The organism is Rhizobium tibeticum, from assembly GCF_900110205.1.
Lineage (GTDB): Bacteria > Pseudomonadota > Alphaproteobacteria > Rhizobiales > Rhizobiaceae > Rhizobium > Rhizobium tibeticum.
Map to the genome: position 1 here is coordinate 140,846 of NZ_FOCV01000012.1, position 23,129 is coordinate 163,974.

The 23,129-nt window shown below is 60.5% G+C and carries 23 protein-coding genes and 1 pseudogene; 19 read left to right on the forward strand and 5 right to left on the reverse strand.

Annotation, left to right across the window (positions count from 1 at the left end; genetic code table 11):
• Nucleotides 1-5: 5 nt before the first annotated feature.
• The 6 genes and pseudogenes from BSG20_RS15330 to BSG20_RS15355 all read left to right on the forward strand — a co-directional run bounded on the left by BSG20_RS15330 (nt 6) and on the right by BSG20_RS15355 (nt 3,258).
• Nucleotides 6-284 carry a GlsB/YeaQ/YmgE family stress response membrane protein gene (locus tag BSG20_RS15330; protein WP_072376502.1) on the forward strand — a complete coding sequence of 93 codons (279 nt, stop codon included), beginning with the start codon at nt 6-8 and terminating at the stop codon, nt 282-284.
• 14 nt (nt 285-298) lie between these two features.
• Nucleotides 299-546 (forward strand): annotated as a pseudogene (locus BSG20_RS15335) (GlsB/YeaQ/YmgE family stress response membrane protein).
• Between the two features lie 42 nt (nt 547-588).
• Nucleotides 589-1,560: a lipoyl synthase gene (lipA, locus tag BSG20_RS15340; RefSeq protein ID WP_072376500.1), complete on the forward strand. Its 972-nt coding sequence runs from the start codon at nt 589-591 to the stop codon at nt 1,558-1,560.
• Between the two features lie 61 nt (nt 1,561-1,621).
• Nucleotides 1,622-2,194, forward strand: coding sequence for a P-loop NTPase family protein (locus tag BSG20_RS15345; RefSeq protein WP_072376498.1), 573 nt, complete (start codon nt 1,622-1,624; stop codon nt 2,192-2,194).
• 41 nt (nt 2,195-2,235) lie between these two features.
• The gene (locus BSG20_RS38840; protein ID WP_072376496.1) at nt 2,236-2,805 is read left to right on the forward strand and encodes an AAA family ATPase; all 570 of its coding nucleotides are present in this window, start codon (nt 2,236-2,238) and stop codon (nt 2,803-2,805) included.
• Nucleotides 2,806-2,814: 9 nt separating this feature from the next.
• Nucleotides 2,815-3,258 (forward strand): type II toxin-antitoxin system RatA family toxin, encoded by a 444-nt coding sequence (locus tag BSG20_RS15355; protein ID WP_024316979.1) that lies wholly within the window; start codon nt 2,815-2,817, stop codon nt 3,256-3,258.
• Here the strand turns inward: BSG20_RS15355 and BSG20_RS15360 are convergent.
• The gene (locus BSG20_RS15360; protein WP_072376494.1) at nt 3,249-3,749 is read right to left on the reverse strand and encodes a CinA family protein; all 501 of its coding nucleotides are present in this window, start codon (nt 3,747-3,749) and stop codon (nt 3,249-3,251) included. The two genes, BSG20_RS15355 and BSG20_RS15360, sit on opposite strands and share 10 nt — an antisense overlap.
• A gap of 1 nt (nt 3,750) precedes the next feature.
• On the reverse strand, nt 3,751-4,962 hold the full coding sequence (locus BSG20_RS15365) for a bifunctional 2-C-methyl-D-erythritol 4-phosphate cytidylyltransferase/2-C-methyl-D-erythritol 2,4-cyclodiphosphate synthase (RefSeq protein ID WP_072376492.1): 1,212 nt from the start codon (nt 4,960-4,962) through the stop codon (nt 3,751-3,753).
• 160 nt (nt 4,963-5,122) lie between these two features.
• Between BSG20_RS15365 and dusB the strand changes: the two genes are divergently transcribed.
• From dusB to hflX, 8 genes are all read left to right on the forward strand, one after another.
• Nucleotides 5,123-6,124, forward strand: coding sequence for a tRNA dihydrouridine synthase DusB (gene dusB / locus BSG20_RS15370; protein ID WP_072376490.1), 1,002 nt, complete (start codon nt 5,123-5,125; stop codon nt 6,122-6,124).
• Nucleotides 6,121-7,275, forward strand: a complete 1,155-nt coding sequence (locus BSG20_RS15375) for a two-component system sensor histidine kinase NtrB (RefSeq protein WP_072376488.1) — start codon at nt 6,121-6,123, stop codon at nt 7,273-7,275. The genes dusB and BSG20_RS15375 overlap by 4 nt, the downstream gene beginning before the upstream one ends.
• Nucleotides 7,272-8,723: a nitrogen regulation protein NR(I) gene (gene ntrC / locus BSG20_RS15380; RefSeq protein WP_024316984.1), complete on the forward strand. Its 1,452-nt coding sequence runs from the start codon at nt 7,272-7,274 to the stop codon at nt 8,721-8,723. The genes BSG20_RS15375 and ntrC overlap by 4 nt, the downstream gene beginning before the upstream one ends.
• A 190-nt stretch (nt 8,724-8,913) precedes the next feature.
• Complete coding sequence (locus BSG20_RS15385; RefSeq protein ID WP_072376486.1) at nt 8,914-11,184, forward strand: sensor histidine kinase NtrY-like; 2,271 nt, start codon at nt 8,914-8,916, stop codon at nt 11,182-11,184.
• Nucleotides 11,174-12,538 (forward strand): nitrogen assimilation response regulator NtrX, encoded by a 1,365-nt coding sequence (ntrX, locus tag BSG20_RS15390; RefSeq protein WP_024316986.1) that lies wholly within the window; start codon nt 11,174-11,176, stop codon nt 12,536-12,538. The genes BSG20_RS15385 and ntrX overlap by 11 nt, the downstream gene beginning before the upstream one ends.
• A gap of 65 nt (nt 12,539-12,603) precedes the next feature.
• Nucleotides 12,604-13,467, forward strand: a complete 864-nt coding sequence (locus BSG20_RS15395; RefSeq protein ID WP_072376484.1) for a D-amino-acid transaminase — start codon at nt 12,604-12,606, stop codon at nt 13,465-13,467.
• 110 nt (nt 13,468-13,577) lie between these two features.
• Nucleotides 13,578-13,820, forward strand: a complete 243-nt coding sequence (hfq, locus tag BSG20_RS15400) for an RNA chaperone Hfq (RefSeq protein WP_003539403.1) — start codon at nt 13,578-13,580, stop codon at nt 13,818-13,820.
• A gap of 77 nt (nt 13,821-13,897) precedes the next feature.
• Nucleotides 13,898-15,232 carry a GTPase HflX gene (gene hflX, locus BSG20_RS15405; protein WP_072376482.1) on the forward strand — a complete coding sequence of 445 codons (1,335 nt, stop codon included), beginning with the start codon at nt 13,898-13,900 and terminating at the stop codon, nt 15,230-15,232.
• A gap of 69 nt (nt 15,233-15,301) precedes the next feature.
• Here hflX and mazG read toward each other — a convergent pair whose 3' ends face one another.
• Together mazG and BSG20_RS15415 are read right to left on the reverse strand one after the other, a co-directional pair.
• Nucleotides 15,302-16,135 carry a nucleoside triphosphate pyrophosphohydrolase gene (mazG, locus tag BSG20_RS15410; protein WP_072376692.1) on the reverse strand — a complete coding sequence of 278 codons (834 nt, stop codon included), beginning with the start codon at nt 16,133-16,135 and terminating at the stop codon, nt 15,302-15,304.
• A gap of 6 nt (nt 16,136-16,141) precedes the next feature.
• A complete protein-coding gene (locus tag BSG20_RS15415; RefSeq protein ID WP_072376480.1) occupies nt 16,142-16,729 on the reverse strand; it encodes a nucleoside deaminase in 588 nt (195 codons plus the stop codon).
• A 261-nt stretch (nt 16,730-16,990) separates the two neighbouring features.
• Between BSG20_RS15415 and cysG the strand changes: the two genes are divergently transcribed.
• The 5 genes from cysG to BSG20_RS15440 are packed head-to-tail and all read left to right on the forward strand — an operon-like array spanning nt 16,991 to nt 22,196.
• Entirely contained in the window at nt 16,991-18,427 is a 1,437-nt protein-coding gene (gene cysG, locus BSG20_RS15420; RefSeq protein WP_072376690.1) for a siroheme synthase CysG, read from the forward strand.
• Between the two features lie 2 nt (nt 18,428-18,429).
• On the forward strand, nt 18,430-18,744 hold the full coding sequence (locus tag BSG20_RS15425; RefSeq protein WP_037117850.1) for a DUF2849 domain-containing protein: 315 nt from the start codon (nt 18,430-18,432) through the stop codon (nt 18,742-18,744).
• An 8-nt stretch (nt 18,745-18,752) separates the two neighbouring features.
• A complete protein-coding gene (locus BSG20_RS15430) occupies nt 18,753-20,423 on the forward strand; it encodes a nitrite/sulfite reductase (RefSeq protein WP_047517260.1) in 1,671 nt (556 codons plus the stop codon).
• 10 nt (nt 20,424-20,433) lie between these two features.
• On the forward strand, nt 20,434-20,946 hold the full coding sequence (locus tag BSG20_RS15435; protein ID WP_072376478.1) for a DUF934 domain-containing protein: 513 nt from the start codon (nt 20,434-20,436) through the stop codon (nt 20,944-20,946).
• A gap of 38 nt (nt 20,947-20,984) precedes the next feature.
• On the forward strand, nt 20,985-22,196 hold the full coding sequence (locus BSG20_RS15440; RefSeq protein ID WP_072376476.1) for a UbiH/UbiF family hydroxylase: 1,212 nt from the start codon (nt 20,985-20,987) through the stop codon (nt 22,194-22,196).
• Here BSG20_RS15440 and BSG20_RS15445 read toward each other — a convergent pair.
• The gene (locus BSG20_RS15445; RefSeq protein WP_072376474.1) at nt 22,176-23,126 is read right to left on the reverse strand and encodes an AEC family transporter; all 951 of its coding nucleotides are present in this window, start codon (nt 23,124-23,126) and stop codon (nt 22,176-22,178) included. The genes BSG20_RS15440 and BSG20_RS15445 overlap by 21 nt on opposite strands.
• Nucleotides 23,127-23,129: the final 3 nt, after the last annotated feature.

Below are 23,129 nucleotides of genomic sequence, written 5' to 3' on the forward strand. Positions count from 1 at the left end.
AGGGGGTGGAAAAAACAAAAGGAAATTATCATGTCTATGGTACGCAGGCACTGCTCATCTTTCTGCTCATCGGTCTGCTCGCGGGCTTCCTCGCAAGCCTGGTCGTCGGTGGAGGTGGATTGATACGATGCCTGCTGAGCGGCATCATCGGCGCGTTTGTTGGGGGCTTTCTCTTCAACGCCCTCGGAATATCGCTCGGGATCGATAATGTGCTTGTGGTGCAGATCATTCACGCAACGGTCGGGGCCATCATCGTGGTGCTGATCGCGAGGGCGATAGCGTAAGGGCGAGGGGCAGGATGGAAGGCGTAGGTTGGATTGCGGCAATCATCATCGGCGGTTTTGCAGGCTGGCTCGCGGGCAACTGATGGAGGCGCGCTACGGGATATTGCTCAACATCGTGCTCGGGATTGTCGGCTCCGTGATCGCAACGGCGATTTTGGCACAATTTCATATAGAGGTGGCTGGCGGCAGGCTCGGCTACTTCGTCACGGGTTTTCTTGGTGCCTGCTCGCTGATATTCGTCGCGCGGCTCGTCCGCCGATAGATAGGGCTTTTGCCGCATGGAGCGGCGGAGATTTGAATTGCCATGGTAACCATTCTCGACACGATCAATCCCGACGCCAAGCGCGTGCGGCATCCGGAAAAGGCGCATCGGCCCGATCAGGAAGTCCTGCGCAAGCCGGACTGGATTCGCGTCAAAGCACCAACCTCCAAGGGCTACGCGGAGACACGCTCGATCGTGAAGGAGCATAAGCTCGTCACCGTCTGCGAAGAGGCTGGATGCCCTAATATCGGCGAATGCTGGGACAAGAAGCACGCGACGTTCATGATCATGGGCGAGATCTGTACCCGCGCTTGCGCCTTCTGCAACGTCGCGACTGGCAAGCCGAATGCGCTCGATATGGCCGAGCCGGAGAATGTCGCCAAGGCGGTGAAGGAGATGGGGCTCTCCCACGTCGTCATCACCTCCGTCGACCGTGATGATCTGGCGGACGGCGGTGCCGAGCACTTCGAAAAGGTGATCTGGGCGATCCGTGCTGCCTCACCGACGACGACCATCGAAATCCTGACGCCTGACTTCCTCAAGAAGCCGGGCGCGCTGGAGCGCGTCGTTGCCGCCAAGCCCGACGTCTTCAATCACAACATGGAAACCGTGGCCGGCAACTATTTGACCGTTCGTCCAGGTGCCCGCTACTTCCACTCCATCCGCCTGTTGCAGCGCGTGAAGGAACTGGACCCAACCATGTTCACCAAATCGGGCATCATGGTCGGGCTCGGTGAGGAGCGCAACGAAGTGCTGCAGCTGATGGACGACCTGCGTACAGCAGACGTCGACTTCCTGACGATCGGCCAGTACCTGCAGCCAACCCGCAAGCACCACGCGGTCATGAGCTTCGTCACCCCAGACGAATTCAAGTCCTATGAGACGGTTGCCTACACCAAGGGCTTCTTGATGGTGGCCTCCAGCCCGTTGACGCGCTCGTCACACCATGCCGGCGAGGATTTCGCTCGCCTGAAGGCCGCACGCGAGAAGAAGTTGCTGATCCCCGCCGAGTAAGAGCGGTTGTTCCTAATCTGAAGTTGTGTATGTTGCGCGGCTCCCAGTCTCGGAGCCGCATATGCCCAACGACACCACCGCGATAGAGGATGCTGCCGAAGTCCTTGGTGCGGCGCGCAGGATCGTTGTTTTCGGCTGCTCCGGTGGTGGCAAGAGCACTTTTTCCCAGAAACTCGCGCGGGTCATTGGCGTCCGCTACGTGTCCATGGATCGCGAGGTCTCCTGGCTGCCGGGTTGGATGTCACGCGCGAGGCCTGAGCAAAGGCAACGGATCGCTCAGATCGTTGCCGAGAGCCACTGGATTATCGACGGCAACAATCCGAGCTCACTCGACCTTCGATTGCCGCGCGCCGATCGGGTCGTCCGGGTGCGGATCCAGCGCTGGCTGTGCCTTTGGAGTATCGTCAAACGCGAGTTCTTGGACCGCGGAAAGACCCGCCCCGACATGGCCCCGGGTTGCCTTGAGCAGATGCCGGATTGGCAATTCATTTCCTATGTCTGGAACTTCGAGCGGGATGACGTACCGGAATTTATGGAGGGCATTCGTCGCTACGGTGCATCGGTTCCTGTCGTCCAGCTGAAAAGCCGAGCAGACATGGCGCGCCAGCTGCAGCGCCTCGATCCAGTAGACTGAGCGACCTTTTCAATTCGACCCCTGTCTGCAGGGATGGAAACATGCCAAATTTCATTACCGATTTTGCGCACGCGGCCGAATTATTGCTCCGCTCTAAGCGTGTTCTGGTCGTTGGATGCTCGGGTGGCGGGAAGACAACGCTATCGCGCCAGCTCGCGCGGCGGCTCGGCATAAGCCATATTTCGATGGACCGTGAGTTCTATTGGTTGCCTGGCTGGGTGAAGCGGCCGAAAGCTGAGGAGCGGGACTTGATCGCGGTTGCGGTTGCGTCTGAACGGTGGCTGATGGATGGAACGGGATCGTCAACCTTCGATCTCCGTCTGCCGCGAACAGAATTCGTCCTATGGGTGCGATTACCACGCTGGCGCTGCGTTCTTGGTGTCACCGGTAGGTGGCTGCGCTGGCGGGGAAGGGCGCGGCCTGAATTGCCGGCGGGCTGCCCCGAAAAGCTCGATCTCGAATTTCTGAGATTCATCTGGAGTTTCGAGCGCCGGTTTGTGCCACATATCGTTGCTGGAATCGATCGATTCAGTCCCGACGTGCCCGTCCTTCAGTTGAAATCGCATCAGGAAATGCGCCGCCTTCTTGATCTTCTCGGCGCTCCCACTTAACTGCCGATCATGCCTCAGTTCGAAACGCATCGCCCCGTGCCGCATTCCGCCGATCAAATGTTCGACCTCGTCGCCGATGTCGAGCACTACCCACAATTCCTACCACTCTGTGAGGCGCTAAGTATTCGCAGCCGCAAGGAGCGTGACGGCAAGGTGTTGCTGATCGCTGATATGACCGTAGGTTACAAGGCTATCCGCGAAACCTTCACGACGCAGGTGCTGTTGAACCGGGCCGAACGCCTTATCGAGGTGAAGTATATCGATGGGCCATTCCGCTATCTCGACAATCGCTGGCGCTTCGAGGAAACGGCAACGGGCTGCAACGTCCACTTCTTCATCGACTACGAGTTCAAGAGCCGCATCTTGGGGGCAGTCATGGGCTCGATGTTTGACCGCGCCTTCCGCATGTTCTCCGAAGCCTTTGAAACGCGGGCGACCAAGATCTACAGCTGAGCCAGTTCCTGGATCATGCCAAATGCGGTCCTGACCGTCGCAAGGCGCACCTCGTCGCGACCGATATCGCCATAGTGCATCTTCTGATGAGTGAGGCCGCCGGCGCGTGACTTGGCAGCGAGATGGACGAGGCCGACCGGCTTTTGCGCCGACCCGCCGCCGGGGCCGGCAATGCCCGTCACGGCAACGGCGATGGCAGCGCGGGAGCGGAAGAGGGCACCGTGCACCATCTGCCGCGCCGTCTCCTCCGACACAGCACCGAAGCGGATCAGCGTTTCCTCCTGCACGCCAAGCATCTCCATCTTGGCGGTGTTGGTATAGGTGACGAAGCCTCTGTCCACGACCGAAGAAGACCCCGAGATCTCGGTCAGTGCGCCGGCAATCAACCCACCGGTGCAGGATTCTGCCGTTGAGACCATCAGCCCCGCAGCAGTGAAGTCGCGAATGATGGCTTCGGCTTGTGCGACGATATCAACCGGGAAGATACTCATCTCAGTTTTCCCTATAGACGACGGTTGCCGTCGCGATCGCGGCAATGCCCTCGCGGCGGCCGACGAAACCGATCGTCTCGTTCGTCGTCGCCTTGACCGAGCAGCGATCGATGGAAATGCCGAGAAATTCCGACAGCTTGGCGCGCATCGCGTCACGGTGAGGCCCGACTTTCGGGGCTTCGGCGATCAGCGAGACGTCGGCATTCATGATCGTGCCGCCGCGCTCGCGCACGATCTTCGCCGCATGTTCGATGAAGATGCGCGAGGGTGCACCCTTCCATTGCGGATCCGATGGCGGAAAATGGTCGCCGATGTCGCCGGCGCCACAGGTCGCAAGCAGCGCGTCCGTCAGCGCATGCAACGCCACGTCAGCGTCAGAGTGGCCCTTGAGCTTCTGATCGTGGGGAATGAAAACGCCGCAAAGCGTCACGCCATCGCCGGGCTCTAGCTGGTGAACATCGTAGCCGTTGCCCGTGCGCACATCGGGGAGTGCCTGACCGGAGAGTCTGCTGTCTGCCATCGCAATGTCTCGTTTGACCGTCAGTTTCACATTGTCCGCCAGCCCCTCGACGATTCGTACCGGTATACCGGCCCATTCGGCAATGGCCGCGTCATCGGTAAAGTCCGTCAGGTTTGCGGAGGCTGCCTTCTCGTGGGCGGCCAAGATAGGTTCGAAGGCAAACGACTGCGGCGTCTGCGCTGCATAAAGCTGTGAGCGGGGCACCGTATCGAGAACCGTTCCGTCGAGGTCGGCTCGCTTCAGCGTATCGGCTACAGGCATAGCGGGGAGAATCGCGGGCACGCCTTCCGACAGGACGCTGGCGATGCGATCGAGAAGGGCGTGGTCGAAGAAGGGCCGCACAGCGTCATGGATCAGAACATGTGTGAGGTTCTTGCTGCGCAAATGGTGCAGTCCCGCCAGAACGGATTGCTGGCGCGTCGCGCCGCCATGGACCGCATCGATCGGCGCGCCCGAGTGGACCTGACTGGCTGCCTTGGCAAACAGGACCTCGTCATCGGGGTGGATGACCACGACGATGTGGCGGGAAAGCTCCCAACTGGCGAATTTCTCCAATGTATGAGCGATTACCGGCTTGCCGCCAATTATCCGATATTGCTTGGGGCCCTCTTCGGACGCGCCTGCGCGTTCGCCACGCCCGGCTGCTACGACGACAATACCTATTGCTGGTTGCTTTTCATGCATTTGCGGCATAAATCCTCAAAACGCGATTTTGCACCGGTGCTTAGCGGCTTGGCGCATCGAATTCCAGCATTTGCCCTAAAAATGTCAATTCGCGCACTGCCCTCTTGGCAAGCCATCTAAATCTGTCTAAAAATAGTGCACGCATTTTGCGTGCCTGAAAGATAATCAATTGCTGGACTTTGACCTCGCATCACCTTTGCGGATCGGACCTGTGGAAGTCAGGAACCGCGTTGTTTTGGCACCCATGTCCGGCGTCACGGACATGCCGTTTCGGCAACTGGCGTGGCGCCATGGCGCCGGGCTTGTGGTCACCGAAATGGTTGCGAGCCGTGAGCTCGTCAACAGCACCGCCGAATCATGGGCCCGCCTTGAGAGTGCAGGCTTTGAGCCGCACATGGTGCAACTCGCTGGCCGCGAAGCGCATTGGATGGCCGAGGCCGCGAAGATCGCGGCCGACCATGGCGCTGATATCATCGACATCAACATGGGGTGCCCGGCCAAGAAGGTGATCGGCGGTTATTCCGGCTCAGCCTTGATGCGCGATCCTGATCACGCCCTGAGCCTCATTGAGGCGACAGTCAAGGCGGTGAGCGTTCCCGTGACCCTGAAGATGCGGCTCGGTTGGGACGAGAATTCCATCAACGCGCCCGAGATTGCGCACCGCGCGGAGGAGGCAGGCGTCCAGTTGATTACGATCCACGGCCGTACGCGCATGCAGTTTTATGAAGGCCGGGCTGACTGGGACGCAATCCGGGCGGTGCGCAATGCCATCGCCGTTCCCCTGGTCGCAAACGGCGATGTTGAAACCGTCGAAGATGCGCACGCGATTCTGCGGCGCTCAGGAGCCGATGCCGTCATGATCGGCAGAGGGTGCCAGGGCAGGCCATGGCACCCCGGTGTATTGGCCGGTCACGCGGCGCCTGACGTATGGGAAATCCCCGACATTGCCGCTGAACACTACCGCATGATGCTTGCGTTCTATGGCGATGCGGTCGCCGTCCGCCATGCACGGAAGCACCTCGGTTGGTATCTCGATCGCTTCGCACCTGATGTCGCGGCCGAGGAGAAGGCTGCAATCATGACAGCACGCGAGCCTGAAGAGGTTGCCGCACGGTTTTACGATGCATTGATGGCTGCGGCATCGAACACGCAGACCCGGGAGGCTGCATGACGAATGACGTGTCATCGTCGCTCGACAACGGAGGCAGCGCCGTTGCCACTGCTGTGCTCAACGCGATCCAGAATCCCGTCGTAATGGTCAACGAGGCCGGCCTCGTCGCTTTCGCCAATTGGGAAGCGGAGGCCTTCTTTGGTGCCAGCGCCGCCCACCTTGCCCGGTACAAGATCTCGACCTTCATTCCCTTTGGCAGTCCGCTATTGGCCTTGATCGATCAGGTTCGCGAACGGCGGGCGCCGATCAACGAGTATCGCGTCGACTTGAGCTCGCCGCGCCTCGGACAGGACAAGCTCGTCGATTTATACGTTGCCCCGGTTGTGAGCGATCCGGGCTCGGTGGTGATCGTCTTTCAGGAGCGGTCGATGGCGGACAAGATCGATCGCCAGCTGACGCATCGTGCGGCCGCTCGCTCAGTCACCGGCCTTGCCTCCATGCTGGCGCATGAGATCAAGAATCCGCTTTCCGGCATTCGCGGTGCAGCACAGCTGTTGGAGCAATCGGTCGTCGACGACGACCGCGCATTGACGCGGCTGATCTGTGACGAAACCGACCGCATCGTCTCGCTCGTGGACCGCATGGAGGTCTTCTCAGACGAGCGGCCGGTTGATCGGATGCCCGTCAATATTCACTCGGTTCTCGATCACGTGAAGGCTGTGGCGAAGGCGGGCTTTGCGCGGCACCTGCGCATCACCGAGAACTACGACCCCTCATTGCCGTCCGTCTACGCAAACCGCGACCAGCTTGTTCAGGTGTTCCTCAATCTCGTGAAGAATGCCGCCGAAGCCGTAGGCGATCGCCCGGATGGCGAAATCGTTTTGACGACGGCTTACCGCTCGGGCATTCGTCTATCCGTCGCCGGTACGCGCGAAAAGATTTCGCTGCCGCTCGAATTTTGTGTTCAGGATAATGGCCCTGGCGTGCCGGCCGACTTGCTGCCGCATCTGTTTGATCCGTTCATTACGACAAAGACGAACGGCAGCGGCCTCGGCCTGGCGCTCGTCGCCAAGATTATCGGCGACCATGGCGGCATCATCGAATGCGACAGCCAGAACAGCCGCACCACATTCCGCGTCTTGATGCCTGCCTCCAAGGACGCATCGCTGGAAGACGCAACGACCATAACTCCCACAGGACCTACTCGATGACAGCAACGATCCTCGTCGCGGATGATGATGCGGCAATTCGTACCGTGCTTAATCAGGCTCTGAGCCGCGCCGGCTATGACGTGCGAATTACCTCCAACGCCGCCACGCTCTGGCGCTGGGTTTCGGCGGGCGAGGGCGATCTCGTCGTAACCGATGTCGTGATGCCGGACGAGAACGCCTTCGATCTGTTGCCGCGGATCAAGAAAGCGCGCCCGGATCTACCCGTGCTCGTCATGAGCGCCCAGAACACCTTCATGACGGCGATCAAGGCTTCCGAGAAGGGCGCCTACGATTATCTGCCGAAGCCGTTCGACCTGACGGAACTGATCGGCATCATTGGTCGCGCGCTCGCCGAGCCGAAGCGCAGACCTGCCAAGCTTGACGAGGACATGCAGGACGGAATGCCGCTCGTCGGCCGTTCGGCAGCGATGCAGGAAATTTACCGCGTCCTTGCACGCTTGATGCAGACGGATCTGACCCTGATGATCACCGGCGAGTCCGGCACCGGCAAGGAACTCGTGGCGCGGGCGCTGCACGACTACGGCAAGCGTCGCAACGGGCCGTTCGTTGCCATCAACATGGCGGCGATCCCGCGCGACCTGATCGAATCCGAGCTTTTCGGCCACGAGAAGGGTGCATTCACGGGCGCCCAGACGCGCTCGACCGGGCGTTTCGAGCAGGCCGAAGGCGGCACGCTGTTTCTCGATGAAATCGGCGATATGCCGATGGATGCCCAGACGCGCCTCCTGCGTGTGCTGCAGCAGGGCGAATACACCACTGTGGGCGGCCGCACGCCGATTCGGACCGACGTTCGGATCGTCGCCGCGACCAACAAGGACCTGAAGCAGGCGATCAATCAGGGACTCTTCCGCGAGGACCTGTACTATCGCCTGAATGTCGTTCCGCTGCGTCTGCCGCCTCTGCGCGATCGTGCCGAGGATATTCCGGATCTCGTGCGCCACTTCATCCAGCAGGCGGAAAAGGAAGGGCTCGGCTCCAAGCGCTTCGATCAGGAAGCGCTCGATCTGATGAAAGCCTACGCCTGGCCGGGGAACGTGCGCGAACTGGAGAACCTCATTCGCCGGCTGATGGCACTTTATCCACAGGATGTAATCACGCGCGAAATCATCGAGGCTGAGCTTCGGTCCGATGTTCCAGACAGTCCCATCGACAAGGGTCCGATCCGCACTGGCAATATGACGATCGCCCAGGCTGTCGAGGAAAACATGCGGACGTACTTCGCCGGTTTCGGCGATGGCCTGCCACCGCCGGGGCTTTACGACCGTGTGCTGACGGAAATGGAGTATCCGCTGATTCTCGCCGCCCTTACGGCCACGCGCGGTAACCAGATAAAGGCGGCCGATCTTTTGGGTCTGAACCGCAATACGCTGCGCAAGAAGATCAGAGAGCTCGGCGTATCGGTGTACAGAAGCTCCCGCACTGCTTGACAATGTGACTGCCGACGTTGCATTTTCGCCACAATGCGTTGCTTAGAAGTCACGCATGGGGTTCGGGTTTTCGCAGCTGCCCAAGAGCGAACGGCACTTGTCGTTGCGTCGTGTCGGCAGGCTGGCGGCTTCCGGCCCTGTCCGCGGGGAGCGGCGGAAGCGACGGTCTGCCGCCAGGAGAATTAAGCGAATGGAACAGGATGCGATGCCGCCTGCGGCGGAAGGCGAAGCTGTCACGGCCGTGACCGATCGCCGTGCCCTGTTTGCGCTACCGGGCCTGATCCTTGCCGGCGGGGCGCTTCTCTGCGCGACGCTGACGCTCTTCGTCTTGCTTGGGTTGACCCCGATCGCGCCGACCTACCATGTCGTCGTCACCTCCGTCGTCGTGAACTCGTTCTTCGTACTCGGTTTGATGGCCCTCATTGCACGTGAGGTTTCCCGCCTCGTCAAGGCACGCAAACGCGGGCGCGCGGCGGCACGCCTTCACATCCGCATTGTTGTGCTCTTTTCGATCGTCGCAATCACCCCGGCGATCCTTGTCGCCATTTTCGCCAGCATCACGCTGAATGCCGGCCTCGACCGGTGGTTTGCCCTTCGTACGCAGTCGATCATCAGTTCCTCCCGCAACATCGGGCAGGCATACATGATGGAGAATGCGAGCTACCTGCAGGGCCAGACCGTATCGATGGCGAACGACCTCGAACGCAATCGAGCGCTGTTCAATCTCGATCGCACAGGCTTTTCCGATTTGATGACGCGACAGGCGCGGGGCCGCGGGCTGCTGGGCGCATTTCTGGTCCAATCTGACGGCTCTGTGATTATCCAGGCTGATATCAAGACCGAGAAGCCGCTGCCGGCAATTCCTCAGGACGCTTTGAACAAGGCCGCGGCCGGGCAGCCCACCTTGATCCCGCCGGGCATAACGAACTTAGTCGGCGCGATCATCAAGCTCGATGCGATTAATGGTGCGTTTCTCTACACGGTTCGCGCCGTGGATCCGAAGGTGATGGGCGCCATGCGGATGATGGAGGAGAACGCCACCGAATATAAATCGATGGAAGCGGGACGTTTCTCACTGCAGATCGCGTTCGCGGTCCTTTACATCGGCTTCGCTCTCATCGTTCTGCTCGCTGCCATCTGGACGGCGATTGCCGTAGCCGACCGTATCGTGCGCCCGATCCGGCTGCTGATTACGGCGGCGGATAGCGTGGCTTCGGGTAACATGGATATCGTCGTGCCCGTCCATGCCGTGGACGGCGACGTTGCAAGCCTGTCGCGCACATTCAACAAGATGATCTCGGAAATCCGCACGCAACGTGACGAGATCCTGGAGGCCAAGGACGAAGTGGACGACCGTCGTCGCTTCATCGAAGCCGTTCTTTCCGGCGTGACGGCCTCGGTCATCGGTGTCGAGAACGACCGCAGGGTGACGATCGTCAACAGTTCGGCGGAAGCCCTGATGGCGTTGCCGGCGTCGGAAATGCTCGGCAAGCAGCTTTCCGAGATTGCGCCCGAGGTGGATCAGGTTTTGACCGAAGCTGCTTCCCGCTATCGTGGCGATTTCCGCAAGCAGATCGCTCTTGTGCGCGCTGGGACCGTACGGACCCTCAGCGTCCAGGTGACGCGCGAGGAGGTTCGCGACATGAGCGAATCCTATGTCATCACGCTCGATGACATCACTGATCTCGTCATCGCCCAGCGCTCGACGGCATGGGGCGATGTCGCCCGTCGTATCGCTCACGAAATCAAGAATCCGCTGACGCCGATCCAGCTGTCGGCCGAGCGAATCCAGCGCCGCTACGGGAAACAGATCGACCAGGACGACCGGGGTGTCTTCGACCAGTGCACGGAGACCATCATCCGCCAGGTGGGCGATATCGGCCGCATGGTCGACGAGTTCTCATCGTTCGCTCGGATGCCGAAGCCGATCAAGGAGCCGAGCGATCTCCGCAAGATCCTGCACGACGCGGTGTTCCTGCGCGAGATGGGCAACAGTCACGTGAGCTTCCAGCAGGAACTGGGCGACCAGCCCCTGGAAGGACAATTTGATAGTCGTATGCTCGGTCAGGCTTTCGGCAATCTGATCAAGAATGCGGTGGAGGCGATTGAAGCCGTGCCGAGCGGCGAGCGCGAAGAACGCAAGATCCTGGTTCGTGCTTCGCTCGATCAGGTACGCGACCGCTTTACCGTCGATGTGATCGACAACGGTCGCGGCCTGCCGGTGGAGAACCGCCATAGCATTCTCGAACCGTATACGACGATGCGCGAGAAGGGCACCGGGCTTGGTCTGGCGATCGTCAAGAAAATTATTGAGGAACATGGCGGGCAGCTCGAACTGCATGATGCGCCCGCTGATTTCGACCAGGGAAGAGGGGCCATGATCCGCGTGCACCTGCCACGTCTGGAAACCGTGCCTTCTGCCCCTGCCGCAAGTGACAAGGAAAGTGTTTATGGCCTCTGATATTCTGGTCGTCGATGACGAGCACGACATCCGCGAGATCGTCTCCGGTATCCTGTCTGATGAGGGACATGAGACCCGCACGGCACACGATAGCGACAGCGCTTTGGCAGCGATCTCCGATCGTGCGCCGCGGTTGATCTTCCTCGACATCTGGATGCAGGGAAGCAAGCTCGACGGTCTATCGCTGCTCGACGAGGTCAAGACGCGCCACCCGGATATTCCCGTCGTCATGATTTCCGGTCACGGCAACATCGAGACTGCTGTGTCCGCCATCAAGCGTGGTGCATTCGATTTCATCGAGAAGCCGTTCAAGGCCGACCGGCTGATCCTGATCGCCGAACGCGCGCTCGAGAATTCGAAGCTGAAGCGCGAGGTATCGGAACTCAAGCGCAAGGCTGGCGATCCGGTCGAACTCATCGGTACGTCGGTGGCGGTCTCGCAACTGCGCCAGACGATCGAGAAGGTTTCGCCGACCAACAGCCGGATCATGATTTTCGGCTCGTCGGGTTCCGGCAAGGAGCTCGTCGCCCGGATGATCCACAAGAAGTCGGCGCGTGCAAGCGGTCCGTTCGTGGCGCTGAATGCCGCCAATATCACGCCGGAGCGCATGGAGATCGCGCTGTTCGGTACCGAAGGTTCGCCCGGCCAGGCGCGCAAGATCGGTGCGTTGGAAGAGGCGCACCGCGGCATTCTCTATCTTGACGAAGTCGGAGAAATGCCGCGCGAGACGCAGAACAAGATCCTGCGCGTTCTCGTCGATCAGCAGTTCGAACGCGTCGGCGGCTCCAAGCGCGTGAAGGTCGATGTGCGCATCGTTTCGTCGACGGCCTACAATCTGGAGAGTCGCATCGCCGAGGGCTGGTTCCGCGAAGATCTTTACCATCGGCTCGCCGTCGTGCCGGTGCGCGTACCGGCGCTGGCAGATCGTCGCGAGGATATTCCGTTCCTGGTCGATCAGCTGATGCGGCAGATCTCCGAGCAGGCCGGCATCCGTCCGCGCCGCATCGGCGACGACGCCATGGCCGTGCTGCAGGCCCATGATTGGCCGGGCAACATCCGCCAGCTGCGCAACAACATTGAGCGGCTGATGATCCTTGCCCGTTCTGACGGTCCTGACGCGCCCATCACCGCCGAGATGCTACCGACCGACCTCGGCGACATGCTGCCGAAGGTCTCGGCCAAAAACGACTATCACATCATGACGCTGCCGCTTCGCGAAGCACGAGAAATGTTCGAAAAGGACTACCTGATTGCGCAGATCAATCGTTTTGGCGGCAATATCTCGCGTACCGCAGAGTTCGTCGGCATGGAGCGTTCGGCGCTGCACCGCAAGCTGAAGTCGCTTGGCGTTTGAGACCAGGGCGGCGCTGCTGCGCCGTCACTCATTCACCTGCTTTTACCCCCACGCACAGGTTCTCCATGCCCAAAATAGCCTATGTGAACGGCCGTTATGTCACGCACTCGAACGCGATGGTCCATATCGAGGACCGCGGCTATCAGTTCGCGGATGGCGTCTACGAAGTCTGTGAAATCAGGCATGGCTATATCGTCGATCTTACGCGCCACCTAAACAGACTGGACCGATCGCTTGGCGAGTTGCGCATCGCCTGGCCGATGAGTCGTAATGCGCTAACCCAGGTCATTCGCGAAACGTTGCGGCGCAATCGGGTCCGCAACGGTCTCTTCTACATGCAGGTCACGCGCGGCGTCGCGCGGCGCGATCACGTATTTCCGGCAGAGGGAACCCTGCCGTCGCTCGTGATCACCGCCAAGAGTACTGATCCCGCAATCATCGCCAAAAAGAACGCCAGAGGCATCAAGGCAATTACGGTTCCGGACAATCGATGGGATCGCGTCGACATCAAATCGGTCGGCCTCCTGCCGAATGCGATGGCGCGTCAGCAGGCGAAGGAAGCCGGGGCGCAGGAAGCGATCTATGTCGACGCCGCGGGCATGGTGAAGGAGGGCGCTGCGAGCAACGTCTGGATGGTCGACCGCGATGGTACTCTCATCACGCGCCCGGCAGAACATGGCATTCTGCGCGGCATTACCCGCACGACGCTGATCGATGTCGGAGCCAAGCTGGGGCTGACGATCGAAGAGCGGGAGTTCTCGGTGGCCGAGATGCTTGCCGCACGCGAAGTCTTCATCACGGCTGCAACCAGCATCTGCTTTCCGGTCGTGTCGATCGATGGCCAGTCAATCGCGAACGGTCATCCGGGCAGCATCTCCCAGAAAATTCGAGAGGCCTTTTTCGACGTTGCGGAAAAGATTGCGATTTGATACCAAGGCTTTCTGGGCAGAGGGGATGAGGGTTGTCAGCTGCCTGCAGGCGAGGTTGATTAGTATTTCACCGGCAAAACGAAGCCGGCAATAAAGAAAGAAGCGGCGCGATGGCGGAACGTTCTCAGAATCTGCAGGACTTATTTCTCAATACTGTTCGCAAGCAAAAGATTTCACTGACAATTTTTCTGATTAACGGCGTTAAGCTGACGGGTGTGGTTACGTCCTTCGACAACTTCTGTGTTCTGCTTCGCCGTGACGGCCATTCGCAACTCGTGTATAAGCACGCAATCTCGACCATCATGCCCGGCCAGCCGATGCAGATGTTTGAGAGCGAAGAAGCCGCTTCCTAACAGGAACTGCAATTATTTCGACACGCGATACCAAGAACGATTCGATCATCCCGGAAGCTGCTAAGCACCGGGATGACATGCGCGCGACCGTTGTCGTGCCTGTGCTCAAGCAGGCGCGAGCCGGGCGCGGCGCGGGCGATGCTGCGCCCGTGGTCACCAGGACGCCCGAGAGCCGGCTGGAAGAGGCGACCGGTCTTGCCCAGGCGATCGACCTTGATGTGGTGAATGGCACCATCGTAACCGTCAACGATCCGCGACCCGCAACGTTGATGGGCACGGGCAAGATCGGAGAGATCAAGGCGACGCTCGATGCGAACGATTCTGGTCTCGTTATCGTCGACCATCCGCTAACGCCGGTACAGCAGCGCAATCTCGAGAGAGAATGGAACGCCAAGGTCATTGACCGCACCGGCCTCATCCTCGAGATTTTCGGCCGCCGCGCTTCCACCAAGGAAGGCACGCTGCAGGTCGATCTCGCGCATCTCAATTACCAGAAGGGCCGTCTGGTCCGCAGCTGGACGCACTTGGAGCGTCAGCGCGGTGGTGGCGGCTTCATGGGCGGTCCCGGTGAAACCCAGATCGAAGCCGACCGTCGCATGCTGCAGGATCGCATCATCAAGCTCGAGCGCGAACTGGAGCAGGTCGTGCGCACACGCCAGCTTCATCGCGCCAAGCGCAAGAAGGTGCCGCACCCAATCGTGGCGCTGGTCGGCTATACCAACGCCGGCAAGTCGACGCTATTCAATCGCATAACCGGGGCAGGCGTGCTTGCCGAAGACATGCTCTTTGCGACGCTCGATCCGACACTGCGCCGAATGAAGCTGCCGCATGGCCGCACCGTGATCCTCTCTGATACGGTCGGGTTCATCTCGGACCTTCCGACTCACCTTGTCGCGGCCTTTCGCGCCACGCTGGAAGAGGTTTTGGAAGCCGACCTCATCCTCCATGTCCGTGATATGTCCGACATCGACAACCAGGCGCAGAGCGCGGATGTGCTCCGCATCCTGAAGGACCTCGGTATCGACGAGGCCGAAAGCGACAAGCGCATCATCGAGGTCTGGAACAAGATCGATCGCCTTGAGCCGGAAGCCCACGATGCGATCGTTCAGAAGGCGAGCGGTGCCGAGAACGTGGTTGCCCTATCCGCAATCAGCGGTGAGGGTATCGATACGCTGATGGGAGAGATCAGCCGCAGGCTTTCCGGCGTGCTGACTGAAGCGACCGTACGCTTGCCTGTCGACAAGTTGGCGCTGCTGCCTTGGCTCTACGACCACGCGATTGTCGACAACCGCGAAGACAACGAGGACGGGTCGATCACACTCGATGTGCGCCTCTCGGAAACCGAAGCGGTCGAATTGGAGCGCCGTCTCGGCAACGGGCCGAAGGCTGGCAAAGAGGACTGGGAGCGCTAGAGGCTCCCCAATAGCGGGTACTTGAGTTTACGCCCGCGATTGCGCTTCACGTGAGGCGAGGGTGTCGGCTCAACCCAACTGCCGTTCGATTGCCTTTGCCGCCTGCCAAATTTCTTCCATCCGCTCCAGGCTAGCTGCTGCCAGAGTTTCACCTTCTGCATCAAGAACAGCTTCGATGTGATTGAAGCGTCTACGAAATTTCATATTCGTTCCGCGGAGAGATTCTTCTGGGTCGGCCTTCACGTGCCTGCCGATGTTGACGACGGCGAAGATAAGATCGCCGAGTTCATCACTGACCTTCGCCTGATCGCCTTCGGCCAGCGCGGCGCGCAGCTCGCCGATTTCCTCCTCGATCTTGTCGAGGATCGGCTCGGGCGCCGACCAATCGAAGCCCACCTTCGCAGCGTGCTCCTGCAGCTTCAGCGCCTCGGTCAGGGCAGGGAAATTTCGCTGGACCGATCCCAGGAAACCGGCCTTGAAATCCTCGCTGACACCGCGCTTGGCTCGCCGTTCGGCGCGCTCGCGCTTTTCGGCCTGCTTGATATCGTCCCACTGCTTCTTCACCGCATCCGGCGTATCTGCATCGGAACGGGCGAAGACATGTGGATGCCGGCGGATCATTTTGCGGGTGATGGCCTCAACGACATCGCTAAATGCGAACTCGCCGGCCTCTTCCGCCATGCGCGCGTGGAAGACGACTTGCAGTAGCAGGTCGCCCAGTTCCTCACAGAGATCGTCCATGTCATTACGCTCGATCGCATCGGAGACCTCGTAAGCCTCCTCGATCGTGTAGGGTTTGATCGTCTCAAATGTCTGGACGATGTCCCAGGGACAGCCGGTTTCCCGATTGCGCAGCGCGGCCATGATCTCGATCAGGCGTGAAATGTCTTTGGAAGCGTCCATGATCACTCAATTCAGCGGAATGTCGTTGTCGCCCTTCGACGCCTGGTAGCTGTCGGAGAGCGCGTCGTAGCGCGCCTTGATGCGCGCCGTTTGTGCCTTCAACGCGGCCTTCAAATGCTCGTCTTCCGTCTCGACGAGATCGGCAACCGCAAAGCTGTTCCAGAATGCGTTGCTGCGACGGTAGCCGCCAGGTTCCAGACCGAAGACTTCCTTCAGGATCTTCAGGTCATGGGGAATGGCGAAGGCGTCGCGGGAATCTTCGTGGCTGAAGAAATAGTAGAAATTGTCGAACCCAGCCCAGGTGATCGCAGACATGCACATAGTGCAGGGTTCGTGTGTCGAGAGAAAGACCAGGTCCTTCGTGGCTGGCTTCTCGCCAAGCTCGTAGAAACGCTTCAGCGTGTGCACCTCGCCGTGCCACAGCGGGTTTTCAAGCTCGTTGTTGGTCTCCGCAACGACGAGCGAGAGGTCGGATTTGCGAAGGATCGCGGCGCCGAATACCTTGTTGCCGGCGGCGACCCCGCGTTCGGTCATCGGCAGGATGTCATGTTCCATCACGTTGAGCAGGCGGGCGGCGATGGTCGTGTCGGGCATGGTCGTCTCCTTGGTGACTGCACTCTACCGGCAGCGCCAGACGAGGCAAATGCCCATTTAATCGCGTCCTCGGATTTCTCACAGCCTTCTGCTGCGTTGCGGCAGGTCCAGGTGTGCCCGCTGCGCCGCACCGGTGACTTTTACTCAAATCGTTGGAAGAGCGGGTAAAAGAATACGCACCCGCGCAGGCTTTGGAATTTCTGTTTCTTCATTTGCCTGGCTGGACGGTGCATATTCCGGCAACTTCGAAATGGATTGATGATGCCTTCCAAGAGTGAACAACTGTCGGTATTTCCTGCCTTCTTTCGCGTCGAGGGCAAGATCACGGCTGTCTTCGGCAATGGCGACGAAGCCTTTGCGAAGGTTCGCCTGCTGCTGAATACGCAGGCGAGCGTCGTTGCCTATACCGATCGCCCCGAGGCCGATTATCACGCCTATCTGATCGCCAATCGCATCGAAACCGTGCGCGCCGGCTTTGTAGCCGAACAGGTCCGCAGGGCAACTCTGGTCTTTGCGGCGACAGGCGACGCCGCGCAGGATCGCGTCATCGTCGAGGCCGCACGCGCCGAGAAAGTGCCCGCCAACGCCGTCGATCAGCCTGACTATTGCGATTTCTTTACGCCTGCGCTTGTCAATCGAGCGCCGGTGGCTGTCGCAATCGGTACGGAAGGCGCTGGACCGGTACTCGCACAGATGATACGCGCCCAGGTGGACCAACTGCTTGCGCCGTCGCTGGGGCGTCTGGCCGATCTTGCCACCAGCTATCGCAAAACCGTCGAGCATCTCGTGCCGAAGGGGGCTGCGCGCCGTCTGTTCTGGCGCCGTTTCTTCTCCGGCGTGGTCGCGGACGCTGTCGCCAACGAGAACCTGCCGCAGGCGCGTCGTGCAGCCAATAGCCTGCTGCAGTCTGCAGAAAAGGTCGAGGGCCACGTATGGCTGGTCGGTGCCGGGCCAGGCGCAGCGGACCTGCTGACGCTGCGCGCCCAGCGTGTGATGATGGAAGCCGATGTCATCGTCTATGATGCCCTCGTGCCGCAGGAAATTGTCGACATGGGCCGCCGCGACGCCGAGCGGCTATCGGTCGGCAAGCGCAAGGGGTGCCATTCGAAGTCACAGGAGGAGATCAACGATCTTCTCGTGCACCTCGGTCGCGAAGGCAAGCGTGTCGTTCGCCTGAAGTCCGGCGATCCGCTGGTCTACGGTCGGGCAGGGGAGGAAATGGCGGCTCTACGAGTTGCTGGCATTTCCTATGAAGTGGTGCCGGGCATCACCTCGGCATTCGCCGCCGCTGCCGATTTCGAGCTGCCTCTGACGCTGCGGGGCGTTGCGTCCTCGCTGGTCTTCACGACCGGCCACGATCTGACGGGCGATGTCTTGCCGGATTGGGCAAGCCTTGCGGTATCCGGTGCGACAATCGCCGTCTATATGGGCCGTACCGTTGCCGCCTCGGTAGCTGAACGCCTGATGCAGGCCGGCCTTCCCGCGGAAACGACGGTTGCCGTCGTCGAGAACGCCAGCCGCTCCGATCGCCGTCTATTGCATGGGATTTTGCGGGATCTTCCCGACCTGCAGCACCGCAACGAGTTGACCGGCCCGGTCATGGTCATTATCGGCGATGCGGTCGCAGGCGCCAATTTCGAACTGTCGGAACCGCTGGTACGCGAACGCGCCCGGTCCGACGAATTTGCAAGGAGCTGAACATGGTAGACAAGGTTCTGACCGCCAACCGATTGACGGATGGTGTCGCCGTCTGGTTGAACGCCAATGGCGAATGGGTCACCTCGCTGCAGGACGCCCTCGTTGCTCGCCATGCTGAAGCCGTTGCGGCGCTGGAAGCGATTGGCAAGAAGTCCTATGCCGACAACGAGGTCGTCGATGTTGCCGTCGTCGAAGTTCAGGAGACCAACGGCGTGCTCTGGCCGCTGCGCCTTCGCGAGCGCATTCGTGCCCAGGGTCCGACCATGGAATACGCGCCGGGCTACAAGCCCGCCGACCCCGCATTCATCGCAGTCTGAGGAAGCAGATGTATCGTTACGACGAATTTGACCACGCTTTTGTCGCCGAGCGCGTCGAGCAGTTTCGCGACCAGGTGCAGCGCCGCCTTTCCGGCGAGCTCGCCGAGGACGCGTTCAAGCCGCTGCGCCTGATGAACGGCGTCTATCTGCAACTCCACGCTTACATGCTGCGCATCGCCATTCCCTATGGCACGCTAAGCTCTCGTCAAATGCGCATGCTCGCTCATGTCGCGCGCACTTATGACCGCGGTTATGGCCACTTCACCACGCGCCAGAACCTGCAGTTCAACTGGCCGAAGCTCTCCGACATGCCTGATGTGCTGGCCGAGCTTGCCACGGTCGAGATGCACGCGATGCAGACCTCGGGCAACTGCATCCGCAACGTCACGGCCGATCACTTCGCCGGCGCTGCTGCGGATGAAGTCGCCGATCCGCGTCCCTATGCGGAAATCCTGCGCCAGTGGTCCTCCGTGCATCCGGAGTTCTCGTTCCTGCCGCGAAAGTTCAAGATTGCCGTCACCGGTGCCGAGCGCGACCGCGCTGCGATCCAGGTCCACGACATCGGCCTGCATCTGAAGAAGAACGACAAGGGCGAAATCGGCTTTGCCGTGTATGTCGGTGGCGGCCAGGGCCGCACGCCGATGATCGCCAAGCTGATCCGCGACTTTCTGCCGGAGGAGGATCTGCTATCCTATACGACCGCAGTCATGCGCGTGTATAACCTGCATGGCCGTCGCGACAACAAGTACAAGGCCCGCATCAAGATCCTCGTGCATGAAACCGGAGCGGAAGAATTGGCACGCCAGGTCGAGGCCGAATTCGCAGAGCTTAGGGATACCGAACTGAAGCTGCCCGAGCAGGACGTCGAAGCGATTGCGGCCTATTTCGCGCCGCCGGCTCTACCCGATCGCGCCGAAGGCTGGGAGAACCTTGCCCGCTGGAAGAAGGCCGACCCGGCTTTTGCCCGCTGGGTGCAGCAGAACGTACAGCCACACAAGCATCCCGACTACGGCATGGTGACGATCTCGCTGAAGCCGATCGGCGGCATCCCAGGCGATGCTTCCGATAGCCAGATGGATGCCGTTGCCGATATCGCTGAGGAATATGCCTTCGATGAAATCCGCGTCAGCCACGAGCAGAACCTGATCCTGCCGCATGTGGCACTCGCCGACCTCGAAGCCGTCTATCGCGGTCTGGTAGCCATCGGCCTTGCGGAGGCTAATGCCGGTCTCATCACTGACATCATTGCCTGTCCCGGGCTGGACTACTGCGCGCTCGCCAATGCGCGCTCCATTCCGGTGGCGCAGGAAATCTCCAGGCGCTTCGGCGATCCAGCTCGTCAAGCCGAGATAGGCGAGCTGAAAATCAAGATCTCCGGCTGCATCAATGCCTGCGGCCATCACCATGTCGGTCATATCGGCCTGCTTGGCGTGGAAAAGAAGGGCGCTGAGCTCTACCAGATCACGCTCGGCGGGTCAGGCGACGAGCACACGTCGATCGGCGAGATCATCGGTCGTGGCTTCGAGCCCGAGAAGGTGACCGATGCGATCGAAACGATCGTCAACACCTACCTCGCGATCCGCAAGGAACCGTCAGAGATCTTCCTCGACACCTATCGCCGCGTCGGTCCACAGCCGTTCAAGGACGCGCTGTATGGTTCGGCGGCGGAAGCGGCGTAAGGAGGCGACGATGAGCAAGATCTGGAGAGAAACCGGCTTCGTCGACAACGATCCCTGGGTGATCGAGACGGAAGAGGTGAAGGCAGGCGAGGGGCAGAAGCCCCTTCTTGGCCTGGATGAGCTGATCGCCAAAGCCGACGAGAGCAATGAAGTCGGCTTCGGCGTGCTGATCAAGCCGGCGGACGATGTGCGCAAGCTCGAGCCATACCTCTATCGGCTTGAAATCGTCGCGGTGGCCTTTCCGGCGTTCAATGATGGCCGCGCGTTCAGCCATGCGTCGCTGCTTCGCGGCCGCCTCGGATACACCAACGAACTGCGCGCCGTCGGTGACGTGCTGATCGATCAGATCCCGCTGATGCAGCGCGTCGGTATCGACAGCTTCGCGGTGGCTAATGAGACTGCGATCAAGCGTCTGACGGAGCGCCGCCTGCCGGGAATTCCGCATCATTATCAACCGGCTGTGCGTGACGCGGACGCCGGCAAGGGCTATAGTTGGCGCCGTCAGGCGAAGCCGGCTGCATAAGCACCGGATCGCCGTCGATGAATTGACGGAACGGTGCAATGAAGACTTTTGAAATCGCGGTTGTCGGCGGCGGGCTTGCCGGCATGATTGCCGCTATCGCCCTGGCACGCGGTGGACGCAACGTGGTTCTCGTTGCTCCCCCGTCAGCCAGCCAGGACCGGCGCACGACCGCGCTCATGGATCAGTCGATCCGCTTCCTCGACAGGCTGACCCTTTGGGATAAGCTGCGCGCGGCTGCCGCTCCGCTTTCCACGATGCGCATCATCGACGGCACGAATCGTTTGCTGCGCGCGCCGATCACCACCTTCCGGTCCGTCGAACTGGACCTGGAGGCCTTCGGCTACAATTTCCCGAACAGGGCGCTGATGGAGGTGCTGGAGGCTGCGATTGCGGTTGAAGGCAATATCACGCGTTTCACGTCTTTTGCCGACGTGATCGACATCGGCGCGGAGCACGTGACAGTCACGCTCGCCGATGGCGAAGTCCTCTCGGCGACTTTCGCGGTCGGCGCCGATGGGCGCAAGTCGAAGCTCCGCGAAACCGCCGGCATAGACGTTCGCACCTGGTCCTATCCCCAATCGGCCATGGTGTTGAACTTCGAACATTCGCTGCCGCATGAGAATATCTCGACCGAGTTCCATACGGAAAGCGGACCATTCACGCAGGTGCCGCTACCGGGCAATCGCTCCAGCCTCGTCTGGGTCCAGAACCCTTCCGACGCCGTCGCGCGCAACGAACTCTCGCTTGCCGAATTGAGCAATGTCGTCGAAGAGCGAATGCAGTCACTGCTCGGCAAGGTGGCCGTGGAGGAAGGTGTGCAACTCTGGCCGCTCTCCGGCATGATGGCACATCGCTCCGGCAAAGGGCGGATTGCCCTGATCGGCGAGGCTTCGCACGTCTTCCCGCCGATCGGTGCACAAGGGCTCAACCTCAGCCTGCGCGATGTCATGGCGCTTTCGGATATTCTCTGCGCACGGCCCGAACTGCCGATCGCCGCCGATGCCGGCGACCGTTTCGATCGCAAGCGCCGCGCCGATATCATGACCCGCACGGCAAGCGTCGATCTCCTCAACCGCTCATTGCTGTCCGATTTCCTGCCTGTTCAGGTGATGCGCGCTGCCGGCCTGCACATCCTGTCGGCACTCCCGCCACTGCGCAGCATCGTCATGCGCGAGGGCATCGAGCCCGGTCGCGGCTTTCGCGACATTCCCGGCGCCATCAAGGAAAAGCTAAGCCGGAAGAAAGCCTGATTTGATCGCGATCAGGATGAGCGAGACCGTCACGACGGAAAGGGCCGTCGTGATCAGGATCGTCGCCGAGGCGCGCTCCTGCCAGACTCCGTATAGCTGGCCGATGACGAAGACATTGGTTGCCGTCGGCAGGGCGGCGAGCAGTACCGCGGCATAGATCCAGACCGGCTCGACGCCGCCAACCGCTGTCAGTGCGAGATAGACGACGATCGGGTGCACAATGAGCTTGGCCGGAACGATATAGCCGATCTCGGCTGGTATCCGCTTCAGCGGCCTAAGGGCCAGCGTGACGCCCATGGCAAACAAGGCGCAAGGTGCGGCGGCCTGCGCGAGATATTCAACGAAGCGCTGGAAGGCGAGCGGCTGATCGATGTGCAAGCCTGCGGCAACGAAGCCGAGCGCCGTCGAAAGGATGAAGGGGTGAAAGGCCACTTTCCGAGCAATATCGATCGCCAGCCGCCCGGCGGAGCGCCGATCATCGCCAGCTGCCGCCATGAGCGCGGGTGCGACGATGAAATGCAGTGCGTTCTCAAGGCAGACGATAAGCGCAACCGGCACAGCCGCACCTTCGCCCAGAGCCAGCAAGGCTAGGCCAGGCCCCATGTAACCGATATTGCCATATGCGCCGGCAAACGACTGGATCGTGCAGTCAGCGAGCGAACTGCCGCGGATCCAGCGACCGATCGCAAACAGCACAATGAAGATCGAATACGTCGCAGCGAGATCGGTGGCGATGAAATCGATGCGTGTCAGATCCTCGAAGGGTGTGCGTGAGACGAGTTTGAAGAAGAGCGCAGGCAGCGCGGCATAGATAATGAAGGTGTTCATCCAGCCGAGCGCGTCGGCGGGCTGCTTCGTCACTTTCCCTGCGATATAGCCAATGAGGATCAGGCCGAAAAACGGCAGAAGCAGACTGACGATATCGGACAACGG

Bases quoted from the DNA above. Each gene is read 5' to 3' on its own strand.
- lipA (WP_072376500.1), top strand. From the start codon at position 589: ATGGTAACCATTCTCGACACGATCAATCCCGACGCCAAGCGCGTGCGG.
- BSG20_RS15345 (WP_072376498.1), top strand. From the start codon at position 1,622: ATGCCCAACGACACCACCGCGATAGAGGATGCTGCCGAAGTCCTTGGT.
- BSG20_RS38840 (WP_072376496.1), top strand. From the start codon at position 2,236: ATGCCAAATTTCATTACCGATTTTGCGCACGCGGCCGAATTATTGCTC.
- BSG20_RS15355 (WP_024316979.1), top strand. From the start codon at position 2,815: ATGCCTCAGTTCGAAACGCATCGCCCCGTGCCGCATTCCGCCGATCAA.
- BSG20_RS15360 (WP_072376494.1), bottom strand. From the start codon at position 3,749: ATGAGTATCTTCCCGGTTGATATCGTCGCACAAGCCGAAGCCATCATT.
- BSG20_RS15365 (WP_072376492.1), bottom strand. From the start codon at position 4,962: ATGCCGCAAATGCATGAAAAGCAACCAGCAATAGGTATTGTCGTCGTA.
- BSG20_RS15375 (WP_072376488.1), top strand. From the start codon at position 6,121: ATGACGAATGACGTGTCATCGTCGCTCGACAACGGAGGCAGCGCCGTT.
- ntrC (WP_024316984.1), top strand. From the start codon at position 7,272: ATGACAGCAACGATCCTCGTCGCGGATGATGATGCGGCAATTCGTACC.
- BSG20_RS15385 (WP_072376486.1), top strand. From the start codon at position 8,914: ATGGAACAGGATGCGATGCCGCCTGCGGCGGAAGGCGAAGCTGTCACG.
- ntrX (WP_024316986.1), top strand. From the start codon at position 11,174: ATGGCCTCTGATATTCTGGTCGTCGATGACGAGCACGACATCCGCGAG.
- BSG20_RS15395 (WP_072376484.1), top strand. From the start codon at position 12,604: ATGCCCAAAATAGCCTATGTGAACGGCCGTTATGTCACGCACTCGAAC.
- hfq (WP_003539403.1), top strand. From the start codon at position 13,578: ATGGCGGAACGTTCTCAGAATCTGCAGGACTTATTTCTCAATACTGTT.
- hflX (WP_072376482.1), top strand. From the start codon at position 13,898: ATGCGCGCGACCGTTGTCGTGCCTGTGCTCAAGCAGGCGCGAGCCGGG.
- mazG (WP_072376692.1), bottom strand. From the start codon at position 16,135: ATGGACGCTTCCAAAGACATTTCACGCCTGATCGAGATCATGGCCGCG.
- BSG20_RS15415 (WP_072376480.1), bottom strand. From the start codon at position 16,729: ATGCCCGACACGACCATCGCCGCCCGCCTGCTCAACGTGATGGAACAT.
- cysG (WP_072376690.1), top strand. From the start codon at position 16,991: ATGCCTTCCAAGAGTGAACAACTGTCGGTATTTCCTGCCTTCTTTCGC.
- BSG20_RS15425 (WP_037117850.1), top strand. From the start codon at position 18,430: ATGGTAGACAAGGTTCTGACCGCCAACCGATTGACGGATGGTGTCGCC.
- BSG20_RS15430 (WP_047517260.1), top strand. From the start codon at position 18,753: ATGTATCGTTACGACGAATTTGACCACGCTTTTGTCGCCGAGCGCGTC.
- BSG20_RS15435 (WP_072376478.1), top strand. From the start codon at position 20,434: ATGAGCAAGATCTGGAGAGAAACCGGCTTCGTCGACAACGATCCCTGG.
- BSG20_RS15440 (WP_072376476.1), top strand. From the start codon at position 20,985: ATGAAGACTTTTGAAATCGCGGTTGTCGGCGGCGGGCTTGCCGGCATG.